Genomic DNA, 18,657 nt, shown 5'->3' with positions numbered 1-18,657 from the left:
TAATCAGCATCTATCGATTGGAGGACAACATGAAAGAATTTTCAAATAATACAAGAACCAAGAATCTACAAGATATGCAAGCTAATGAACTAGACCTACTTGTTATTGGTGGTGGTATCACTGGTAGCGGTATTGCTTTGGACGCTCAAAGCCGGCATATTCAAACCGGTTTAGTTGAAATGCGTGACTTTGCTTCCGGAACTTCAAGCCGTTCCACCAAATTAGTTCACGGTGGTTTAAGATATTTGAAACAAGCAGCTATCAAAGAGGTTCACGAAGTCGGCAGTGAACGTGCTATTGTTTATAACAATGCTCCTCAAATCACTACCCCATTGAAAATGATGTTGCCTTTCTACGATGGTGGAACTTTTGGTCCATTCACGACCGCTATCGGTTTAGATGTTTACGATCGATTGGCCGAAGTAAAATATTCTGAACGTAAATATATGTTGAAACCACGTGACACCATGGAACGTGAACCATATTTGAAATCAGAGAATCTCAAGGGTGCTGGTGTTTATGTTGAGTACCGAACTGATGATGCACGTCTAACTTTGGAAGTTTTAAAAAAGGCCAATGACCTAGGTGCTAAAATTGCTAACTACGTTAAAGTTACCGGCCTGCTTTACAATGACGACAAACGTGTTTGCGGTGTGACCTATGAAGATCAAATCAATGGTGAAATTGGTGAGATTCATGCTAAAAAAGTTGTTAATGCTTGTGGTCCTTGGGTTGATGAGATTAGACAAATGGACGATTCTAACAAAGGAAAACATCTCCATTTAACTAAGGGAGTTCACTTAGTTATTGATCACAACAAATTTCCAATTTCTAATTCAATCTATTTTGACACTCCATTCCATGACAATCGTATGATGTTCGCCATTCCTCGTGAGGGTAAAACTTATATTGGAACAACCGATACCACTTGGACTGAAGATCCTAAAGAACCAAATATCACAGCCACCGATGTAACTTACATTTTGGCCGCCGCTAATCAAATGTTCGACCTACCTCAATACCTAACACCAGATGACATCGAAAGTGGTTGGTCCGGTGTCAGACCATTAATTCAAGAAGAAGGCAAATCCCCTTCCGAAATATCACGTAAAGATGAAATTTTCCAATCTGACAGTGATTTATTATCAATTGCCGGTGGTAAATTGACTGGTTATCGTAAAATGGCTGAAAAAATCGTTGATCGAGTAGCTCAACAACTATCAGTCGAAACTAATTACGATTTTCAACCAGCACAAACCAAGAACCTAACACTTGGTGGAGGCGATGTTGGTGGTGAAGAACACTGGATGGACTTTTTCGATAAAGCTGTTCATGAAGGCATCACTAACTACAATCTAACACGAGATGAAGCTGAAAAGTTGGTTCAACGTTATGGTTCCAATGTCGATGCTATTTATCAATTGTTACCAGAAACCAAAACAAAAGCTCGCCTACCTAGAATTGATTGGGCAATGTTAAATTATGGTTTAGAACACGAAATGGTAGAACACCCCATCGATTACCTATTGCGTAGAAGTAGCCAAATGCTTTTTGATATAAAACATATGCGTTCTATCAAGACACCAGTCATCGAATGCATGGCTAAATATTACGATTGGGACGATAATACCAAACAAGCAATGACTGATGAAGTTGATACCAAGTTGGCCTTAACCGATTTAAGGGATATTAAGAAAAAGTATGCACAGTATATTAACAAATAAACTGAGTTATTCTTATTATGGTTAGCGTAGGATTCCGTCTTCCACAAAAATTAAAAATACTGGAACCAACAGAGTTCCCACTACCAATCGGATAATATCTTTTATTGCTTATCCAAATAATTCGAAAATTTAAAGCAGTATCCATTTAGAAACGTAACTACATACGTCTATTCTAAGTGGATACTGTTATTTTTATTTTAAAAATTTAGAAAAGAAATAATAAATAGAATTGCTCACTAGTCCGGAACAAAAGTTGAAAATGCGGTCAGCTGTGAAATCATTGTTAGTGGTTTTGCCACTTACAATGAGGCTGATCTTGAAGCTAATTATTTTACATAAAGTGTAAAATAATTAGCTTCAAGTCATGCCCACAGCGTTCCACCAGCATTTTCAACTTTTGTGGAGGGCGGCATATTTCCCCAGTAAAATAATAATCTCAATTAAAATTTCACTAAATATTTATGTCACCTCTTTTATTTTTTCAAAAATATAGTAGAGTGAGTCTTGTACTTTGAAAAAGGTAAAATCAATGAAGGAGATTTGGCGAAAATGTTTAAGGAATTCCAAGAGTTTATTTCCCGTGGTAGTGTTGTTGACTTGGCCGTCGGTGTTATCGTTGGTGCTGCTTTCAACAGTTTGGTATCAGCGCTAACTACCTACATTTTAAATCCGCTAATCGGTCTCATTATTGGGCAAATTGATTTATCAGATATGAAGTTCCAAGTTTTAGGTGCAAATTTCCTAATCGGTGACTTCATCAATGCTGTAATCAATTTCTTAATCATTATGTTCGTTGTTTTCATAATTGTTAAAATGATGAATAGAATGCGTCGTGACGGTTCACGTAGTAAGTTTGATAAAAATGGTGATGAAATCCCTGATCCACAAACTGAATACTTGCAACAAATTCGTGACCTATTGAGATATCAACAAAGAAATAACAACAATAACAATCGATACTAAAAAATAATCCGTACTAACTGCATTGGGACTATCCCTACAACAGTTAATACGGATTTTTTGTTTCAAAATTTTAATGTAGTGGTGTAACAACTTTCAAATCTAGAGCTTGTAAGAATCCACTTGGCCCATCAACTACCATTGGAATTACGTTGACACTTGGTGCTGCACTGGTTACATAGCTTTCATCTAGTGGCATCATTCCGTTGATACTGATATCCAATGATTTTGGCATACCTTCAATATGAATTTCGTTATCAATAGCAGGTGTTTTAACAATGTCATCACAAATTTTGTGTACATAAATCAAACTGACTTTAGCTTCACCATTGACCATGCCGCTCATTGTAAATTTGTGTCCATAAATGGTACCCTTCTTAACCGTTCCAAAAGTTGGATGCAAATCTTGTGGAGCTGTGTACCACTCATGATCAACTTTTACATCGTCAAACTTAATTCCTAGACGCTCACCCATTTCATAAACTCCTGAGATGTAGTATGAAGCAATTCCTAGTTTGAGTTTATCTTGTGGGAATTTGTCTGGATCCATGCCATAACCAAAGACTTTGACCCAACTTGAATAGTTGTGCTGATCATCTTCACCTGATTGAACAGTTATTTTATCAACATGTCCCATTAAGCCTGCCAAAACTGTTGGAATGTATGATGCATAGGCGCCTGGTAATAATCCAGTTGGCAAATACGAAACGCCATTTTCTTTAGCAGTATCATTGATCATCTTGTACAAATCTGGTGTTGTTACTTGTGAATAATAGATTGGTAACGTCGTAACAACATTCTTTTTAGATTTCAATACTCGACAAATATCGAGTGCACTAGGAGTAAAACCACCTTTTTCATCACGAACTAACGGTGTATAATCCAAAACTACATCTGCATCTAATTTCAATGCATCTTCAATATTATCAGTTACAGTAACACCTGTTTTAGGGAAATTAAATATTTCACCTGAATCACGGCCAATTTTCTTAGGGTCAACATCAACGGCAGCAACTAATTTTAATGATTGTTTTTCTTGAATCATTCTGATGGCTGCTCTGCCAACATTTCCAAGGCCCCAAACGATAACTTTATATTGTTTCATCCTATCACCTCAAAAGGTTTCAATGACCTTTTTCTATTGCTCATATTATCACGTGATTAACAGAGTTAATAATAATAACCCACGAAAAAAAGAGCCACTTTCTAAGAAGTGACTCTTTTTTATTTGAAGCCTATTTTTTATTCTTGAAACGCGTGTTGAACAATGGACTGACAGGTTCATTTTCATGGACACGTTGGATTGCTTCACCGATAAGTGGTCCAACTGAAACTTGAACCATCTTGTCGATAATTTTTTCTTTAGGAAGATTGATTGAGTCTGTAACAACTAAAGTCTTAATTGGTGATGCTTCAATTCTTTCGATAGCTGGGCCTGAAAGGATTGGATGTGTACAACATGCGTAAACTTCAGTAGCACCGGCATCAATAAGTGCTTGAGATGCTAGAGAAATTGTACCAGCAGTATCGATCATATCATCAATAATGATGGCACGTTTGCCTTTAACATTACCAATAATATTCATAACTTCGGCAACATTAGCACGAGGTCTACGTTTATCGATAATAGCAATTGGTGTCTTCAAGAATTCAGCTAGCTTTCTGGCACGAGTTACACCACCATGATCAGGTGAAACAACAACAGCGCCTTCTTCTAGATGGTTTGTTAGGAAGTAATCAGCTAACAATGGAGCACCCATCAAATGGTCAACTGGAATATCGAAGAAACCTTGGATTTGTGCAGCATGAAGGTCAAGTGCAAGTACACGATCTACACCAGCACGTTCCAACATATTAGCAACTAATTTAGCAGTAATAGGTTCACGTGAACGTGACTTACGATCTTGTCTAGCATAACCATAATAAGGAATTACAACATTGATAACACTAGCTGAAGCACGTCTTAAAGCATCAACCATGATCAATAATTCCATCAAATTATCGTTAACTGGTGCTGAAGTTGATTGAATCAAGAAGACTTCTGATCCACGAATACTTTCTTCAATATTAATTTGGATTTCACCATCACTGAAACGTGTAACTGATGACTTTCCAAGTGGTACTCCTACAACCTTAGCAATTTTTTCTGCTAAAGGTTTATTAGAGTTCAATGCAAAAATCTTCATTGGTTGTTCATTATTTTGACATGACATTAATTTATTCACCCTTATTTCCAATCTTCACTTTTTGATAGTGGTAATCTTTCCCAGAAATCTTCTTTATTAGTTTGTCTTTCACGTGCAATAGCCATTGCATGTTTAGGAATGTCGTTAGTAATTGTTGAACCAGCAGCAATAAATGAATGATCAGCCATTTCTACTGGGGCAATAATATTTGAATTGCTACCAATAAATGAATGGTCACCAATATTACTGTGCCACTTTTTAACACCATCATAGTTAACAAAGACTACTCCACAGCCAACATTGATATCAGTTCCAAGAGTTGCATCACCGACATAAGTCAAATGACCAACCTTAGTTCTGTCACCAATTTTAGCATTTTTAACTTCACAGAAATTACCAATATGGACATCACGGCCAATTTCAGCCTTTGGTCTTAGATGTGAGTTAGGTCCAACATTGCTACCCTTATGCATAATGGCACTTTCGATTGTTGAACTAATAACTTCAACATTATCTTGAATCTCAGAATCAGAAATTCTTGAACCAGAACCAATAACACATTCAGAGCCAATAGTTGTTTTACCAAAGATTTTTACGTTTGGTTCGATAACTGTATCGTTACCAATTTCAACATCAATGTCGATATATGTATTATCAGGATCAACGATTGTAACGCCATCGCGCATATGTGCTTCGTTGATTCTTCTTTGCATAATCTTTTCAGCTTGTGACAAAGCAACACGATCATTAACACCTAATGATTCGCTCAAGTCAGCCATTTCAAAAGCTGAAACTTTCTTGCCTTGTTCCTTAAGCAATGAAATTACGTCAGGTAAATAATATTCGCCTTGAGCATTGTCATTATTAACTTTATGCAAGTTTTCAAACAACAATTTATTGTCAAAGCACAATACACCAGTATTAATTTCTTGTATTTCTTGTTCACTTCTTGAAGCATCTTTTTGTTCAACTATTTTTTCAACGTTGCCACCATTATCACGGACAATACGACCGTAACCAAATGGATTATCAGCGTGCGCTGTCAAAATTGTAACGGCTGCTTCTTCTTTTTCATGATAATCTAATAGTTTTTCAAAGGTATCAGCAGTGAATAATGGTGTATCACCATTAACAATAAGCGTTATACCTTCTTTATTGCCTAGATCCTTTTCAGCTTGCATTACAGCATTTGCTGTTCCCAATTGTTCCTCTTGCAAAGCATAATTAGTTCTATCACCAAGTAGATCTCTAACTTTATCAGAACCATTTCCAATAACAGTGTCGATCAAGTCAGGTTTAATCTTTTCAACTTGTGTTAAAACATGATCAACCATCGCTCTACCAGCAACAGGATGCAATACTTTGTATAGTCTCGACTTCATTCTTGTACCTTTACCGGCAGCAAGAATTATTACATAACGATTCGACATCAGAAACTCCCTTCAGTCATTCAAATATCCTTATATATAATAGCATTATTATATATAACTGCTCAATCAAGAATTTATTCAAAATAACTGAAATCGGTATTTGCTAAATAATTTCCCGGTTCCACATTCAAAACTCGATTCTTGGTATCAATTTTTGTTACTTTGAAAATTGACGTTACGTCAGAATCACCAAATTGACTATTGATATTGATGTTTTCAGCAAAGACTGTTGCACCAACAAAAATAGCATTGAATTCAGAGATCAAACTACGCAAACCATTAATGGTTCCGCCGCCTTTCATAAAGTCATCAACAACTAGTACACGAGATCCTTCTTCCAAACTACGTTTGGACAATTCCATCTTTTCAACACGATCAGATGAACCTGATGCATAGTTGACACTAATAGTTGATCCTTCTGTGATCTTTGAATCACGACGAACAATCACAAATGGAATATTCAAGAAATTAGCCACACTTTGAGCAATTGGTATACCCTTAGTAGCTACCGTCATAACGACATCAATTGAGCTTTGTGAATATTGAGTAGCAATCATACGACCAACATTTCTCAATAATTCAGGATCAGCCAATAAATCAGTCAAATATAAATACCCACCGGGTAAAATACGGTTGGGTTCAACTAACTTTTTAGATGTTTCCTCAACAAATTCAGTTGCTTCTTTCTTAGAAATTCCGGGTGTAAAAATCACACCACCACCAGCACCAGGCAATGTTTCCAGAACACCGATCCCTCTGATCATAAATGTTCTTCTCAAAATACCCAAATCCTCAGATATTGACGACTTAGCTGATTCATAACGATCGGCAAAAAACGCTAGTGAAATCAGCGTATGTGGTCGTTCAAGTAAATAGCGAGTCATATCAATTAAACGTTCGCTTCTTCGTGTTTTCATCTTTTTTTCTCCTAAAACGTATCTCACTACAAGATTATAAAGCAAAACAATGAACAATTCATGTTTTTTTGAATGTAACCAGTATCATTTTACAAACTTTATAATTTTTTGTATAAAGTTTGAAACACTGTGGACAATTAGAAAACAAAAAAATAGGTCACAATAATCAAATTGATTATCACGACCTGTTATTTTATTGCTTGGAAATTAAACTCACTGTTCAACTATTCCAACTAACGAATTCTTATTATTCAGCCTCTGCCTCAGTGTCTGAGTCAGAATCAGTTTCAGCTACTTCTTCTTCATTGTCAAAATGAATATCGATTGATTTTGTTAATAGATCTGCATAACTGTATGAAACTCTTTCAAAAGAATTTTCATTTTGGTCCAAATCTACAACAAAAACTGAATGGAATGTTTCTGATAAAGTTCCGCGACGACGGATTACTTTCTTACGACCTGCTTGTGCGACAATAGTCAAATTCTCACCTAAGTGTGAATCTAAACGACTCTTGATTGTCTTCAATGATGTTGGCATTATAATAATCACTCCTTAGGAGTGAAATTTTACCACGTTTTACTAATTTTTTCAAGAAAAACTTTCACTTGGCATAAAATTATTTCTATGGTGCCGTCTTCCATAACAGATTTTCTATTCTATTTATCATGTCATTCTCTAAATGTTTGAAACAAAAATAGCAGTTCCACTCAGAGACGTTCATAAACTTTTTCTCCAAATGAATACTGCTTATTTTTATCTTTAAATTTAAAATGAGTGAAACACTTGCTAGTCTGGAACAAAAGTTGAAAATGCGGTCAGCTGTGAAATCATTGTTAGTGGCTCCGCCACTTACAATGAGGCCGGACTTGAAGCTAATTATTTTGCACGAAGTGTGAAATAATTAGCTTCAAGCCGCGCCCACAGCGTTCCAACAGCATTTTCAACTTTTGTGTAAGACGGAAGTTATACTCTATTTCGCAAACTCTATTGCCATTTGCTTGAATTGTTCGATTGAAACTTCTTCAGCACGAGCATTCTCACCAATATTGTATTTTTCAAAGACTGCTTTGATTTTTGCTCTATTTTCGTCAGTTCTTCCTTGCCAGTTCAACATATTGTTCATCAAACTCTTACGTTTGTGGGCAAAAGCAGAACGAACTACCTTGTTGAAGAACACTGGATCACTGATATCTACTTTTTCCTTTGGCAAACGATTCAAAACCGCAACGGCTGAATCGACCTTTGGACGTGGGATGAAAGAATTACGACCGACAATACGATCAATCTTTGCATCCATTTGTGTTTGCACTGCAATAGTTAAAGAACCATACTCACGATGCCCCGGATTGGCTGTGATTCTTTCGGCTACTTCTTTTTGCATCATCAAAACAAGTGACTGGAATGGATAATCACTATTGATCAAATTCAACATGATTGGTGTAGTGATGTAATAAGGTAAATTAGCTACAACCTTGATTGTTTTACCAACCAAATCATGTTCCTTGACGAACTCATCTAAATCAACTTTCAAAATATCTTGATTAATAACTTCGATATTGTCGTAATACTGCAACGTATCAGCTAATACGGGTATCAAGTTATCATCAATTTCAAAAGCATAAACCTTTTCAGCAACTTGCGCTAGTTTTTCAGTTAAAGCACCGATACCAGGCCCAATTTCGATAGCAATTTCATCTGACTTCAAACCACTAGCATCCACAATTCCGTCTAGAACTTTTTCATTCGTTAAAAAATTTTGCCCCAAACTTTTTTTGGCACGTAATTTATATTTACGCATTATGTCATTAGTACGAATAGGGTCAGCGATACTTAATCTATTTTGTGTCATGAGTACTTCCTTTATCAAATTTTTCAACTACGGCGACTAAATCTTGTGGTGCAATTTGGAACATGTTCAGACGATTCAAAAATTGTTTGGCATTAGTGTAACCTATCTTCAATTCTGACCCAACAAATTCTCGGCGCAAATGCGAATCACTTTTACCGACTAGACCAAGATCTACCATGTCATCATGGTCATAATCTTTAAAATCATTATCAGTTCTAGTATAAACGGCTGCTAAAGCTGTCTTGATATCGGCATCATTGGCGTGTTCGATTCCTAAGCTACCATCACTCTTTTTGGGAACGGCTTGGGCTCTCGGTAAAAAAGCCTGTTTAGCATCGGGAACAGCTTTTTGAATAATAGTTCGGAGACGATTCCCATTAAAATCGGGATCGGTGAAGACAATTACACCACGTTTTTCTTGAGCAATCTTGATACGTTCAATTGTCTCTTGGTTAAGTGCTGATCCTGTGGTCTCGATTGTATCGACATCACCAAAACAATCTTTTAACCGATTGGTATCAGACTTACCTTCTACTACTATAATTTCTTTTATTTTTTTCATGTTTATAAATTATACACTTTATGAGCATTTTTGAAGGTATGTTCAGCAACTTCAGCAGGTGAAATATCTTTATACTTAGCAATTGCATCAACCACATATCTTGTATATGCCGGTTGATTAGAATGACCACGATATGGTTCAGGGGTTAGATATGGTGCATCAGTTTCTACTAGCAAACGATCTAGCGGCGTATTCTTAGCTGACTCGTGAACCTCGGGTGCATTTTTAAATGAAACTACTCCACTATAAGAAATCCACAATCCAAGGTCTAAGAAGCGATTGAGCCACTTAACATCCCCATTAAAACTATGCATGATAATACCCGATTTAGACATATCATGATTCTTAAGAATTTCATACATATCATCAAAAGCATCACGACAGTGAATTGACACTGGCATGTTGTACTGCTTAGCCACATCCAATTGTTGAATCAAAACTTTTTGTTGAATCTTAGGATCAGGATCTTCTTCCCAATGATAATCCAAGCCAATTTCACCAATTCCTACAACTTCAGGCAATTTGATCTGGTTGACCAATTGCTCTTCATTGTACTCTTTAGCAAATTCAGGATGCCAACCAATTACAGCATGCAATGGTTGATAGTTTTGTGCTAAACGAATGGCTTCAATATTGAATTCTTCATTAGAACCAATAATAGCCATCTCAACAACATCTAATTCCTTAGCATTATCAATGAATTGTTGGGTCTTGCCAGCAAAAGCTTCATCATTTAAATGTGTATGTGTATCAAAGATTTTCATTAGCCTAAAATAGCTCCATTTTTATGTGAATTATCCACGATAGCAAGTTTTACTTCGTCACCTTTTTCAGTTGACAATAACATTCCGTTACTCCATTCGCCAACCATTCTACGAGGCTTCAAATTGACAACTGCTAGGACTTTCTTACCAATCAATTCTTTGTAGTTAGGATAGAATTTGTGCATTCCTGAAAGAATTTGACGATCAACACCTGAACCGTCATCCAATTTGAATTGAAGTAATTTGCTTGAGTTTTCAACTGGTTTAACATCAAGAATTTCAGTTACAACCATCTTAACTTTTTCAAAGTCATCGAATTCAATTTCCTTAGGATAACCGTCATCAGAAGCTTCTTGGGCTTTAGCCTTAGCTTGGGCAGACTTACTTAACTTACCAGCACCATGCTTAGCTTGTTCCTCGGCCATCTTACCCTTGATATAATTAACTTCTTCTTCAGCATCCAAACGTGGGAAGATTGGTTCTGGTTTAGCAGTAACAGTCTTACCTACCACTGTGTCACCAAAATCAAGTGACTTGTCACTACTATAATCAAGACCCAATTGAGAGAACATCTTAACTGGAGCCTGTGTCATAACAGGACTGATGAGTAAAGCAATCAAACGTAATGATTCAGCCAAGTGACCTAAGACAGCTTGTAGTTCAGCCTTCTTACTGTCATCTTTAGCAAGAACCCATGGTTGCGTCTCATCAATATACTTATTAGCACGACTGATGAATGACCAAACGCTAGCTAATGCATCAGGGAATTCAAATTTATCCATATGTTCTCTGTAAGCTGCCAAAGTGTCGGCATATGATTTTTCAAGATCTTTATCGAGGTCTGTCACAGCAGTAACTGAAACAACTTGACCATCGTCATACTTATTGATCATTGAAACAGTTCTGTTCAACAAGTTTCCTAAATCATTAGCTAAATCGTAGTTAATCTTGTCGATATAATCTTCAGGAGTAAAGGTACCATCACTACCAAATGGCATTGCACGCATCAAGTAGTAACGAAGTGAATCTAGTCCATATCTAGAAACTAACATTTCTGGATAAACAACGTTTCCTTTAGATTTAGACATTTTACCGTCTCTCATCAACAACCAACCGTGACCAAAGACTTGTTTAGGCAATTCAACACCTAAAGCCATCAAAATAATTGGCCAATAAATAGTATGGAAACGAACAATTTCCTTACCAACAAATTGAACATTAGCTGGCCAGTATTTCTTGAAAAGCGAATCGTCGTCGCTTTCGTAGCCAAGAGCTGTAATATAGTTCAAAAGTGCATCGATCCAAACATAAACAACGTGTTCTGGATTACTTGGAACTTTAACACCCCAGTTGAAAGTTGTTCTAGAAATAGCTAAGTCTTCTAGACCTGGTTTGATAAAGTTATTGATCATTTCATTCTTACGAATTTCTGGTTCGATGAAGGTTGGGTTGTCTTTGTAATATTGCAATAGACGATCAGCATATTTGCTCATCTTGAAGAAATAACATGGTTCTTTAACAAGTTGAACTTCATGACCTGAAGGAGCTTTACCACCGATGACCTTACCATTTTCATCATGATAAACTTCAGCCATTTGTGATTCAGTAAAGTATTCCTCATCATCAACTGAATACCAACCTGAGTATTCGCCTAAATAAATATCCCCTTGTTTAATTAGACGTTCAATAATTTTTTGAACAGCTTTAACGTGATAATCATCTGTTGTACGGATGAACTTGTCATTAGAGATATCGAGCTTCTTCCAAAGCTCCTTGATTCCTTTAGCCATCATATCAACATATTCTTGTGGTTCCATATGTTTTTCTTCGGCTTTTTGTTCAATTTTGAGACCATGTTCGTCAGTTCCTGTTAGGAAGAAAACGTCATAGCCTTCATTACGCTTGTAACGAGCCAAGGTGTCCGCTGCAATCGTTGTATATGAGTTCCCAATTGTTAATTTTCCTGATGGATAATAAATGGGTGTTGTAATGTAAAAAGTTTTTCTTTCTTCAGTCAATATATTAACCTCCACCGCTTTCAAATTGATATTAAGTATAGCATTCTTTTATATTTGTGAAAAAACGTTCGTTGCATCGTCATCGATAGCTAAAATCGACGAATCTATGTTTAAATCTTCTTTATTAATAACTACTAATTTGGCTTGTGGAGTGCTGTATTCTAGTAATCCTGCGAAAGGATATACTTTAAAACTAGTTCCTACTACCACTAACAAATCAGCTCTTTGAACTGCTAAAGCAGCATTTTGAAAGTTCTTTGAGTTAATATTTTCTCCGTATAGGACAGTTGTCCCTGGACGAATAATACCATTATCTTCGTGATGTCGATAATCCTTCAAATAATCCTTGTAATCAAACTCTTTGCCACATGTTAAGCAATGAATATTATCATACAAATTACCGTGAAACTCTACCACGTTTTTGGCTCCTGCTTTTGTGTGCAGTTTATCGACATTTTGGGTTACTATGGCACCTTTTTGATTACTGATCTGGGCCATTTTCTTATGAATGATATTGGGTTGTGCATCAGGAAAGTACATATTATGAACTACGAAATCATGGAAAACATCGGGATGTTCAACTAAATTGTCGTGACTCAACATATATTCTGGAGGAAAGTTATAATTCTTCCGCTTATACAATCCATTCTTAGAACGATAATCGGGAATCCCCGATGGCACAGAGACGCCTGCACCAGTTAGAAAAGTCACAAAATTAGCTTTGTCTAGTAATTCTTTAAACTCTTCAATTTTATCTTGCACACAAATCCCCTCTTATCTTGTTAAGTATTTAACTTCTTCCTTTTCAAATACATCGATAATTTTGTATTGATAAAAGGCCTTGTAAAATTCCGGTGTTACTTTACCAGGATCAATATCTAGAGTTGTAACACTTTGACCATCATTGATACCTAAAAGTACGAAGGCATCTTTTCCAGTCGCACGATTCTTAAATGAGGAATGCTTTACTTGATAAACTTGATTCAATGACAATCTCAATTGACGCTCTGATAACACTGGCGTTATATTCAAGAATTCATGATAACCAAGACCCTCATAGCCATTGGACAAAATAATTTCATTATATGTATCCAAGGCATTGACCAAAGCACGCCTGAAATGGAATGCATCTGACAAATCATTAGCTTCCGCAATCTTAACTAGCTTTTCAGCATACTTGTATGATGTTGGAAATTCATCTTTCCACTTATCATCTTGAGCATGTTCACTGAAGATCATTCCATCAAACATAATCAAAGTACGGTAGAAGCGCATGTTAGCTAAATCTAAAGAAACCTTAGGATTTAGGGCCACTTCAATTCCCTTGAGAAATGCATCTTTGACTTCAGCTGTATAAGTTCCATCAGCCTTTTGAGATTTCAAAACTGAGATATGCTCCAAAGTTTCGAAAATCGAATTAGCGATTGCCAAAATACGACCATCATAATCTGGCTTACCAGATGTTACAGCACAAGAGATACTTGGCTCATCAGATAATTCCAAAGCAATATGATAAAGTTCATGTGCTAGAACAAACTCACTGTATTTTTCATTAGTGATGATAACTTTTACAATATCACCTTTGATCTCATGACTAGCTTGATCTAATGTCAAAAATTCTTGTTCTGAATAGTCTGAGTATATCTCGACTTTTTTATTATATTCTTGCTCAATTTTTTGAACCTGCTCTACAATATTAGTAGATAGGTCGTTGTTATCTATTTGTTTCATTACTACACCTCATTTTAAAGGAGATTTTTTTATGGATGTTAATGTATCTTTACCGAATAACCTTTTGCCCGATAAATATGGCAAGCATGCTGCTCCTGAGGATATAAAAAATGGGAAACCTCTTATTAGTTTCCCAATTCAATTATCCAATCTACCGGCAGATACAAAAACTATTGCTTTGACTTTTACTGATCCTGATTCAATTCCCGTTTGTGGATTTGAATGGATTCACTGGACCATGGCAAATATTCCTAGTTCTCAACTAGAAATACCTGAAAACTTCAGTCGACTTGCTCAAAGTCCAATTGTTCAAGGAAAGAACAGCACAGCTAGTCCATTAACTGATGGCCCCAAAGATTTGGCCACTGGTTACAATGGACCATATCCACCAGATCAAACCCATGATTATATTCTCAAGGTGTTTGCTCTAGATGATAACCTTAACTTGGAAAATGGTTTTTGGATGAACGAATTATTGCACAAAATGGATGGACATATTCTTGACCAAACTCAAATAACCATCCCTAGTCGTGCATAATTGTTTATTCTTTTAAATGCATCTTGTGGAAATAATTAAAGACATAACCTTCTCTAACTCCGAAATTCGAAAAACGAATTTCTGTAGAGGGGGTCTTTTTTATTATCTCGGAGATTATCAATATTCCACCTAAAATGACTTCATATCTACCATCACTCAACTCTTTGATCTGACTGCGTTCTTCCATCGAAGCATGAATCAGTTGGTTAAATAGTTCATCAATTTGGTCAACGGTAATCACTGAATTGTGGAGTGTCTTTTTTCTCTTATTTTCACGATTCAAAATGCTAGTTACGGCTCTTAAAGTACCGCCTAAACCAACGAAGGTAGCTTTCGCATTCATCCATGTAAGTCGGTCTAAACGTTCACTAATATCTTTTCTTGCCGCTCTTAGTTGTTCACTTTTTATTGGATCACTTGCTAAATACAAATCCGAAATTGAAATAGCACCAATTGGAATACTGAGACCGTGTTTTAAGCGTCCTTTTTTTGCCAAACTGATTTCACTGCTACCACCACCAACGTCAACAATCAACGCATCCTTGATCCGCATTGTGCTACGTACGGCCACATAATCATAATAAGCTTCTTCTTGCTCATTGATGATTTCTAGTTGCAGACCAGTTTCTTTAAGTACGGCAAAAATCAATTGTTCTTGATTCTTAGCCATTCTGACTGCTGCAGTGGCAATTAAACTAGTTCGATCTACGTGATACCTTTCAATTCGAGTTTGAAATTTCTTTAGAACATCAATGGTCTCTTCTATTTGATCATTGGTTAAAAGACGGCTCTGAGCAATTGATTTGCCTAATCGAACCGGCTCGCGCCAACGATCCAAAGTTTTAAAGCGATTCTTTTTTGAAGATCGATACACTGATGTCCTAATGGAGTTAGATCCAATTTCAATAACTGCTAACTTCAAATTTACATCACATCCCATTGTATCAATTATATAAAAAAATAGGCCTATATAGTAGACCTATTTTTCACAAAGTTAAGAAATTAGTTCATTCTTTAACTGTTTTCTTTCATTAAAGAATTGGCGATAACCTAAATAACAAGAAATAATTGAACCGATACTAGTTGATGCTAGCAGCATAAAAGTAACCATGATCTGATATTTAATTGCCTTAACTGGATCAACACCGGCAAAAATCAATCCTGACATCATTCCCGGCAAACTAACCAAACCAAGGGTCTTAATCGAATCGATTGTGGGTTGCATACCACTCTTGATGCTATCTCGTAAAATATCGAGTGAAGCTAGTTTAATATCAGCACCTAAGGCTAATTTCTCCAGAATTTGTTGGTGACGGTCGGAAAAAGTCTGCTTCATATTGCGATAACAAAGTCCAATAGCGACCATAATATTGCTGGCAATCATTCCGGTAACAGGGACGATCTGTTCGGGTACAAATTTAATAGAACCAGTAAAAACTAGTGTTCCTAAAGTAATTGTCGTACCCACAAAGATAGCCAACAATGATGATTGAAAGACCTTAGGAATACCGTTTCCACGTTTACCTGCATTATAAGAGGCATTGATGACAATAATAATGAAGCAAGCCAAGGTTAACCAAATATCGTCGGCTTTAATAACGAATTTCAGCACATATCCGACAATCGACAATTGAATGATTGCTCGAATAACACCAATAATAATATCTTTATCAATATGTAACTTTTCAATGTAGCCAATTACTAATGCTACAATTACTAACACGAATCCCAACATTAAAGTTGAATTGGAAACTGTTAAATTAGACATTGTCCACTACCTCCCCATTTTTGATGGTAATTTTATCATGAGAGGCTTCAATTTCTGACTCATCATGCGTCACACGCAAAATCGTTAACCCTCGTTGATTAAATTCCGCCAACATCGAATGCACGATATTTTTGTTTTCCACATCCAAACCGGCAGTGACTTCATCAGTTATTAACACTTCCGGTGGAAAAATCAGATTACGTAAAAGAGCAATTCGTTGCTTTTCGCCCCCAGAAACATCGTTGACACTCTTATCAAGGTAACTTTCATCCAGATTGACCATCTTCAAATACTGTTTAACCTTGGATTCATCGAATTCTTCATTACGAACTTCAAAAGGAAAAGTTAAATTGTCACGCACGGTTTTGCCAAATAAAGTTGGTTGTTGAAAAGCATAAGAAACTCTTTGACGGTATTTTGTCGGTTCATAAGAATCAATTGCTTTACCTTCAAATAAAACTTTTCCCGATGTTTGACTGATCATCGAAGCTAGAATCCGCATGAAGGTACTCTTTCCACTTCCTGAAGGCCCCACTACTGTGATGTATTTACCTTTTTCAATTTTTACACTGATATGTTTCAAAATCTCTTTATTTCCAACTTGATAAGACAAGTCTTGAACATCAAAAATATTTTCCACAATCATCTCACCTCTCCCACTAATTTTACTGATAATTATCAACATGTTAATCTACAATACATAATAATCGGCTTATAAATAAAATCATAGATAAATACAAAATCTCGACCAATTAACCGTCAATTGATCGAGATTCTTTTTATTTAGGAAATTGAACATATTCTATCCCAGTTGATAAATTCGAATTCTATTATATCGAATTTGTTTTTGATTAAGCAAATACACGTTTGACACCGGCGATGTTCCCGCGTCCTGAATAGATTGAGTGTACTTGCACGGCGTATGGCCATGATTCAATCATCGTATCACGATTTAATAAAATTCCTACGTGCCAAATCAGGCCAGTCGATGGATCAGTATAGAAAATCAAATCGCCTCTTTGACGGTTATTGAAATTGATCCGTGGCATACGATCATCACTCCAAAGCATGCGACTATTCCACTCATTACCCACTTGAGCGTGTTGAATAGCCGAAACTGGAGCCGGATTGATACCTGAAGCATATAAAGCCTGCGTTACCAGTCCTGAACAATCAACTCCATACTGAGGTGAACTAGCAGCACCGGAGATCCAAGTTTGACCTAAGTACTTGTATGCCTGATTGATCATTGCTTCGATATGGTCTGACCTTGTACTTATCTGGTTAGTTTCCAGTGGTGCTACGTAAGAGTCGATATCATACCAAGAAGACTCTGAGAAGCCCATATTTTCCCATGTAGCTAAGTTTACTATTCCTGTTGCAGGTAATCCTCTGCGAGCTTGGAAGCTTCTAACACTGGCCGCAACCGAACCATCATAGATAGTATGAGCATTGGAATAGCCAAAGTATCTTCTTACTAAATAAACTTTGACACCTTCAACGCCGTTATAAAGATCGTATCCAACATTACCCACAGGTTTAATTTGAGTATTTTGAATCTGAAGCCAACCACTAGGATTTTGATAACCAACCGCCGTGGTTGCATCGTTACTATTGATCCAAATATTATTACCGATTCGATAATAAGTCAGTCCATCACTCTTATCGACACGATCATATTTCCAAAGCGAATTAGCTGAAAAATTCTTCTGACCATTCCGATAAAAACCATTGTCATCATGAGAAAAACTGACACCACCCCAGCCATTGATAACTATCGTTCCAGATTCTGCATGACCGTAACTGATAGTTACATCATTGGCTTCCAAATATTCATCCGTCGCCACACGATAGTAAGTCTGACCTTGATATGTCATTTTTTGATCAGTTACCCAGGCTGTATTAGCTCCTAATTTTCGATTCTGAATTAGTTCCCCGTTTTCTGTGTATAACTTTGTTATAGATTTTGTACTGACGATTGCTTGGGAATCAATTTTGGAAGTATTGGTCGAATCAGCTTTTACACTTTGGGGAGACATCATTAATAAAGCTAAACCACAAACAAAAGCAATTTTGAATTTTTTACTCATTTGTCTGTACCTCTTCCTTAAAAATAACGAGATTTATTAATTTATAACCTTATAATTTTTTCGTAATAAATTTAACATCATATTTAATATTACTTAAATATTTAGGCGTCATTTTGATA

The 18,657-nt window shown here is 36.3% G+C and carries 18 protein-coding genes; 3 read left to right on the top strand and 15 right to left on the bottom strand.

Going from position 1 to position 18,657, the window contains the following annotated elements:
• The first annotated feature begins 29 nt into the window (after window positions 1-29).
• Complete coding sequence (locus ATN92_RS17340) at window positions 30-1,724, top strand: glycerol-3-phosphate dehydrogenase/oxidase (RefSeq protein ID WP_056954379.1); 1,695 nt, start codon at window positions 30-32, stop codon at window positions 1,722-1,724.
• 549 nt (window positions 1,725-2,273) lie between these two features.
• On the top strand, window positions 2,274-2,687 hold the full coding sequence (mscL, locus tag ATN92_RS17335; protein ID WP_056954377.1) for a large conductance mechanosensitive channel protein MscL: 414 nt from the start codon (window positions 2,274-2,276) through the stop codon (window positions 2,685-2,687).
• 70 nt (window positions 2,688-2,757) lie between these two features.
• Here mscL and ATN92_RS17330 read toward each other — a convergent pair whose 3' ends face one another.
• The 11 genes from ATN92_RS17330 to ATN92_RS17280 all read right to left on the bottom strand — a co-directional run bounded on the left by ATN92_RS17330 (window position 2,758) and on the right by ATN92_RS17280 (window position 14,142).
• Window positions 2,758-3,789: a hypothetical protein gene (locus tag ATN92_RS17330; protein ID WP_056954375.1), complete on the bottom strand. Its 1,032-nt coding sequence runs from the start codon at window positions 3,787-3,789 to the stop codon at window positions 2,758-2,760.
• A 130-nt stretch (window positions 3,790-3,919) separates the two neighbouring features.
• Window positions 3,920-4,897 (bottom strand): ribose-phosphate diphosphokinase, encoded by a 978-nt coding sequence (locus ATN92_RS17325; protein ID WP_056954373.1) that lies wholly within the window; start codon window positions 4,895-4,897, stop codon window positions 3,920-3,922.
• A 14-nt stretch (window positions 4,898-4,911) separates the two neighbouring features.
• Window positions 4,912-6,300 carry a bifunctional UDP-N-acetylglucosamine diphosphorylase/glucosamine-1-phosphate N-acetyltransferase GlmU gene (gene glmU, locus ATN92_RS17320; protein ID WP_056954371.1) on the bottom strand — a complete coding sequence of 463 codons (1,389 nt, stop codon included), beginning with the start codon at window positions 6,298-6,300 and terminating at the stop codon, window positions 4,912-4,914.
• 74 nt (window positions 6,301-6,374) lie between these two features.
• A complete protein-coding gene (gene purR, locus ATN92_RS17315) occupies window positions 6,375-7,217 on the bottom strand; it encodes a pur operon repressor (RefSeq protein WP_056954369.1) in 843 nt (280 codons plus the stop codon).
• A gap of 247 nt (window positions 7,218-7,464) precedes the next feature.
• On the bottom strand, window positions 7,465-7,755 hold the full coding sequence (locus ATN92_RS17310) for a Veg family protein (RefSeq protein WP_025084371.1): 291 nt from the start codon (window positions 7,753-7,755) through the stop codon (window positions 7,465-7,467).
• A gap of 433 nt (window positions 7,756-8,188) precedes the next feature.
• Window positions 8,189-9,067 carry a 16S rRNA (adenine(1518)-N(6)/adenine(1519)-N(6))-dimethyltransferase RsmA gene (gene rsmA / locus ATN92_RS17305; protein ID WP_056954368.1) on the bottom strand — a complete coding sequence of 293 codons (879 nt, stop codon included), beginning with the start codon at window positions 9,065-9,067 and terminating at the stop codon, window positions 8,189-8,191.
• Complete coding sequence (gene rnmV / locus ATN92_RS17300) at window positions 9,054-9,629, bottom strand: ribonuclease M5 (protein WP_056954366.1); 576 nt, start codon at window positions 9,627-9,629, stop codon at window positions 9,054-9,056. The genes rsmA and rnmV overlap by 14 nt, the downstream gene beginning before the upstream one ends.
• A gap of 2 nt (window positions 9,630-9,631) precedes the next feature.
• The gene (locus ATN92_RS17295; RefSeq protein WP_056954364.1) at window positions 9,632-10,393 is read right to left on the bottom strand and encodes a TatD family hydrolase; all 762 of its coding nucleotides are present in this window, start codon (window positions 10,391-10,393) and stop codon (window positions 9,632-9,634) included.
• Window positions 10,393-12,411 carry a methionine--tRNA ligase gene (metG, locus tag ATN92_RS17290; protein WP_056954362.1) on the bottom strand — a complete coding sequence of 673 codons (2,019 nt, stop codon included), beginning with the start codon at window positions 12,409-12,411 and terminating at the stop codon, window positions 10,393-10,395. Before metG ends, ATN92_RS17295 begins: the two co-directional genes overlap by 1 nt.
• 48 nt (window positions 12,412-12,459) lie before the next feature.
• Entirely contained in the window at window positions 12,460-13,161 is a 702-nt protein-coding gene (locus tag ATN92_RS17285; protein WP_056954677.1) for an NAD-dependent protein deacylase, read from the bottom strand.
• 24 nt (window positions 13,162-13,185) lie between these two features.
• Complete coding sequence (locus ATN92_RS17280; RefSeq protein ID WP_056954360.1) at window positions 13,186-14,142, bottom strand: hypothetical protein; 957 nt, start codon at window positions 14,140-14,142, stop codon at window positions 13,186-13,188.
• A gap of 31 nt (window positions 14,143-14,173) precedes the next feature.
• Here ATN92_RS17280 and ATN92_RS17275 point away from each other — a divergent pair, with 31 nt between their 5' ends.
• A complete protein-coding gene (locus ATN92_RS17275; RefSeq protein ID WP_056954358.1) occupies window positions 14,174-14,680 on the top strand; it encodes a YbhB/YbcL family Raf kinase inhibitor-like protein in 507 nt (168 codons plus the stop codon).
• A gap of 4 nt (window positions 14,681-14,684) precedes the next feature.
• Here ATN92_RS17275 and ATN92_RS17270 read toward each other — a convergent pair whose 3' ends face one another.
• From ATN92_RS17270 to ATN92_RS17255, 4 genes are all read right to left on the bottom strand, one after another.
• Window positions 14,685-15,602, bottom strand: a complete 918-nt coding sequence (locus ATN92_RS17270) for a Ppx/GppA phosphatase family protein (protein WP_056954356.1) — start codon at window positions 15,600-15,602, stop codon at window positions 14,685-14,687.
• 72 nt (window positions 15,603-15,674) lie between these two features.
• Window positions 15,675-16,448 carry an ABC transporter permease gene (locus ATN92_RS17265; protein ID WP_056954354.1) on the bottom strand — a complete coding sequence of 258 codons (774 nt, stop codon included), beginning with the start codon at window positions 16,446-16,448 and terminating at the stop codon, window positions 15,675-15,677.
• Window positions 16,441-17,088, bottom strand: coding sequence for an ABC transporter ATP-binding protein (locus ATN92_RS17260; protein ID WP_179207681.1), 648 nt, complete (start codon window positions 17,086-17,088; stop codon window positions 16,441-16,443). The genes ATN92_RS17265 and ATN92_RS17260 overlap by 8 nt, the downstream gene beginning before the upstream one ends.
• A gap of 211 nt (window positions 17,089-17,299) precedes the next feature.
• Window positions 17,300-18,538: a C40 family peptidase gene (locus tag ATN92_RS17255; protein ID WP_056954350.1), complete on the bottom strand. Its 1,239-nt coding sequence runs from the start codon at window positions 18,536-18,538 to the stop codon at window positions 17,300-17,302.
• Window positions 18,539-18,657: the final 119 nt, after the last annotated feature.

The sequence above is a fragment of the Companilactobacillus bobalius genome, assembly GCF_009764355.1.
The sequence above is the reverse complement of the archived record's forward strand: the minus strand, read 5'-3'. Positions and strand labels throughout refer to the sequence as shown.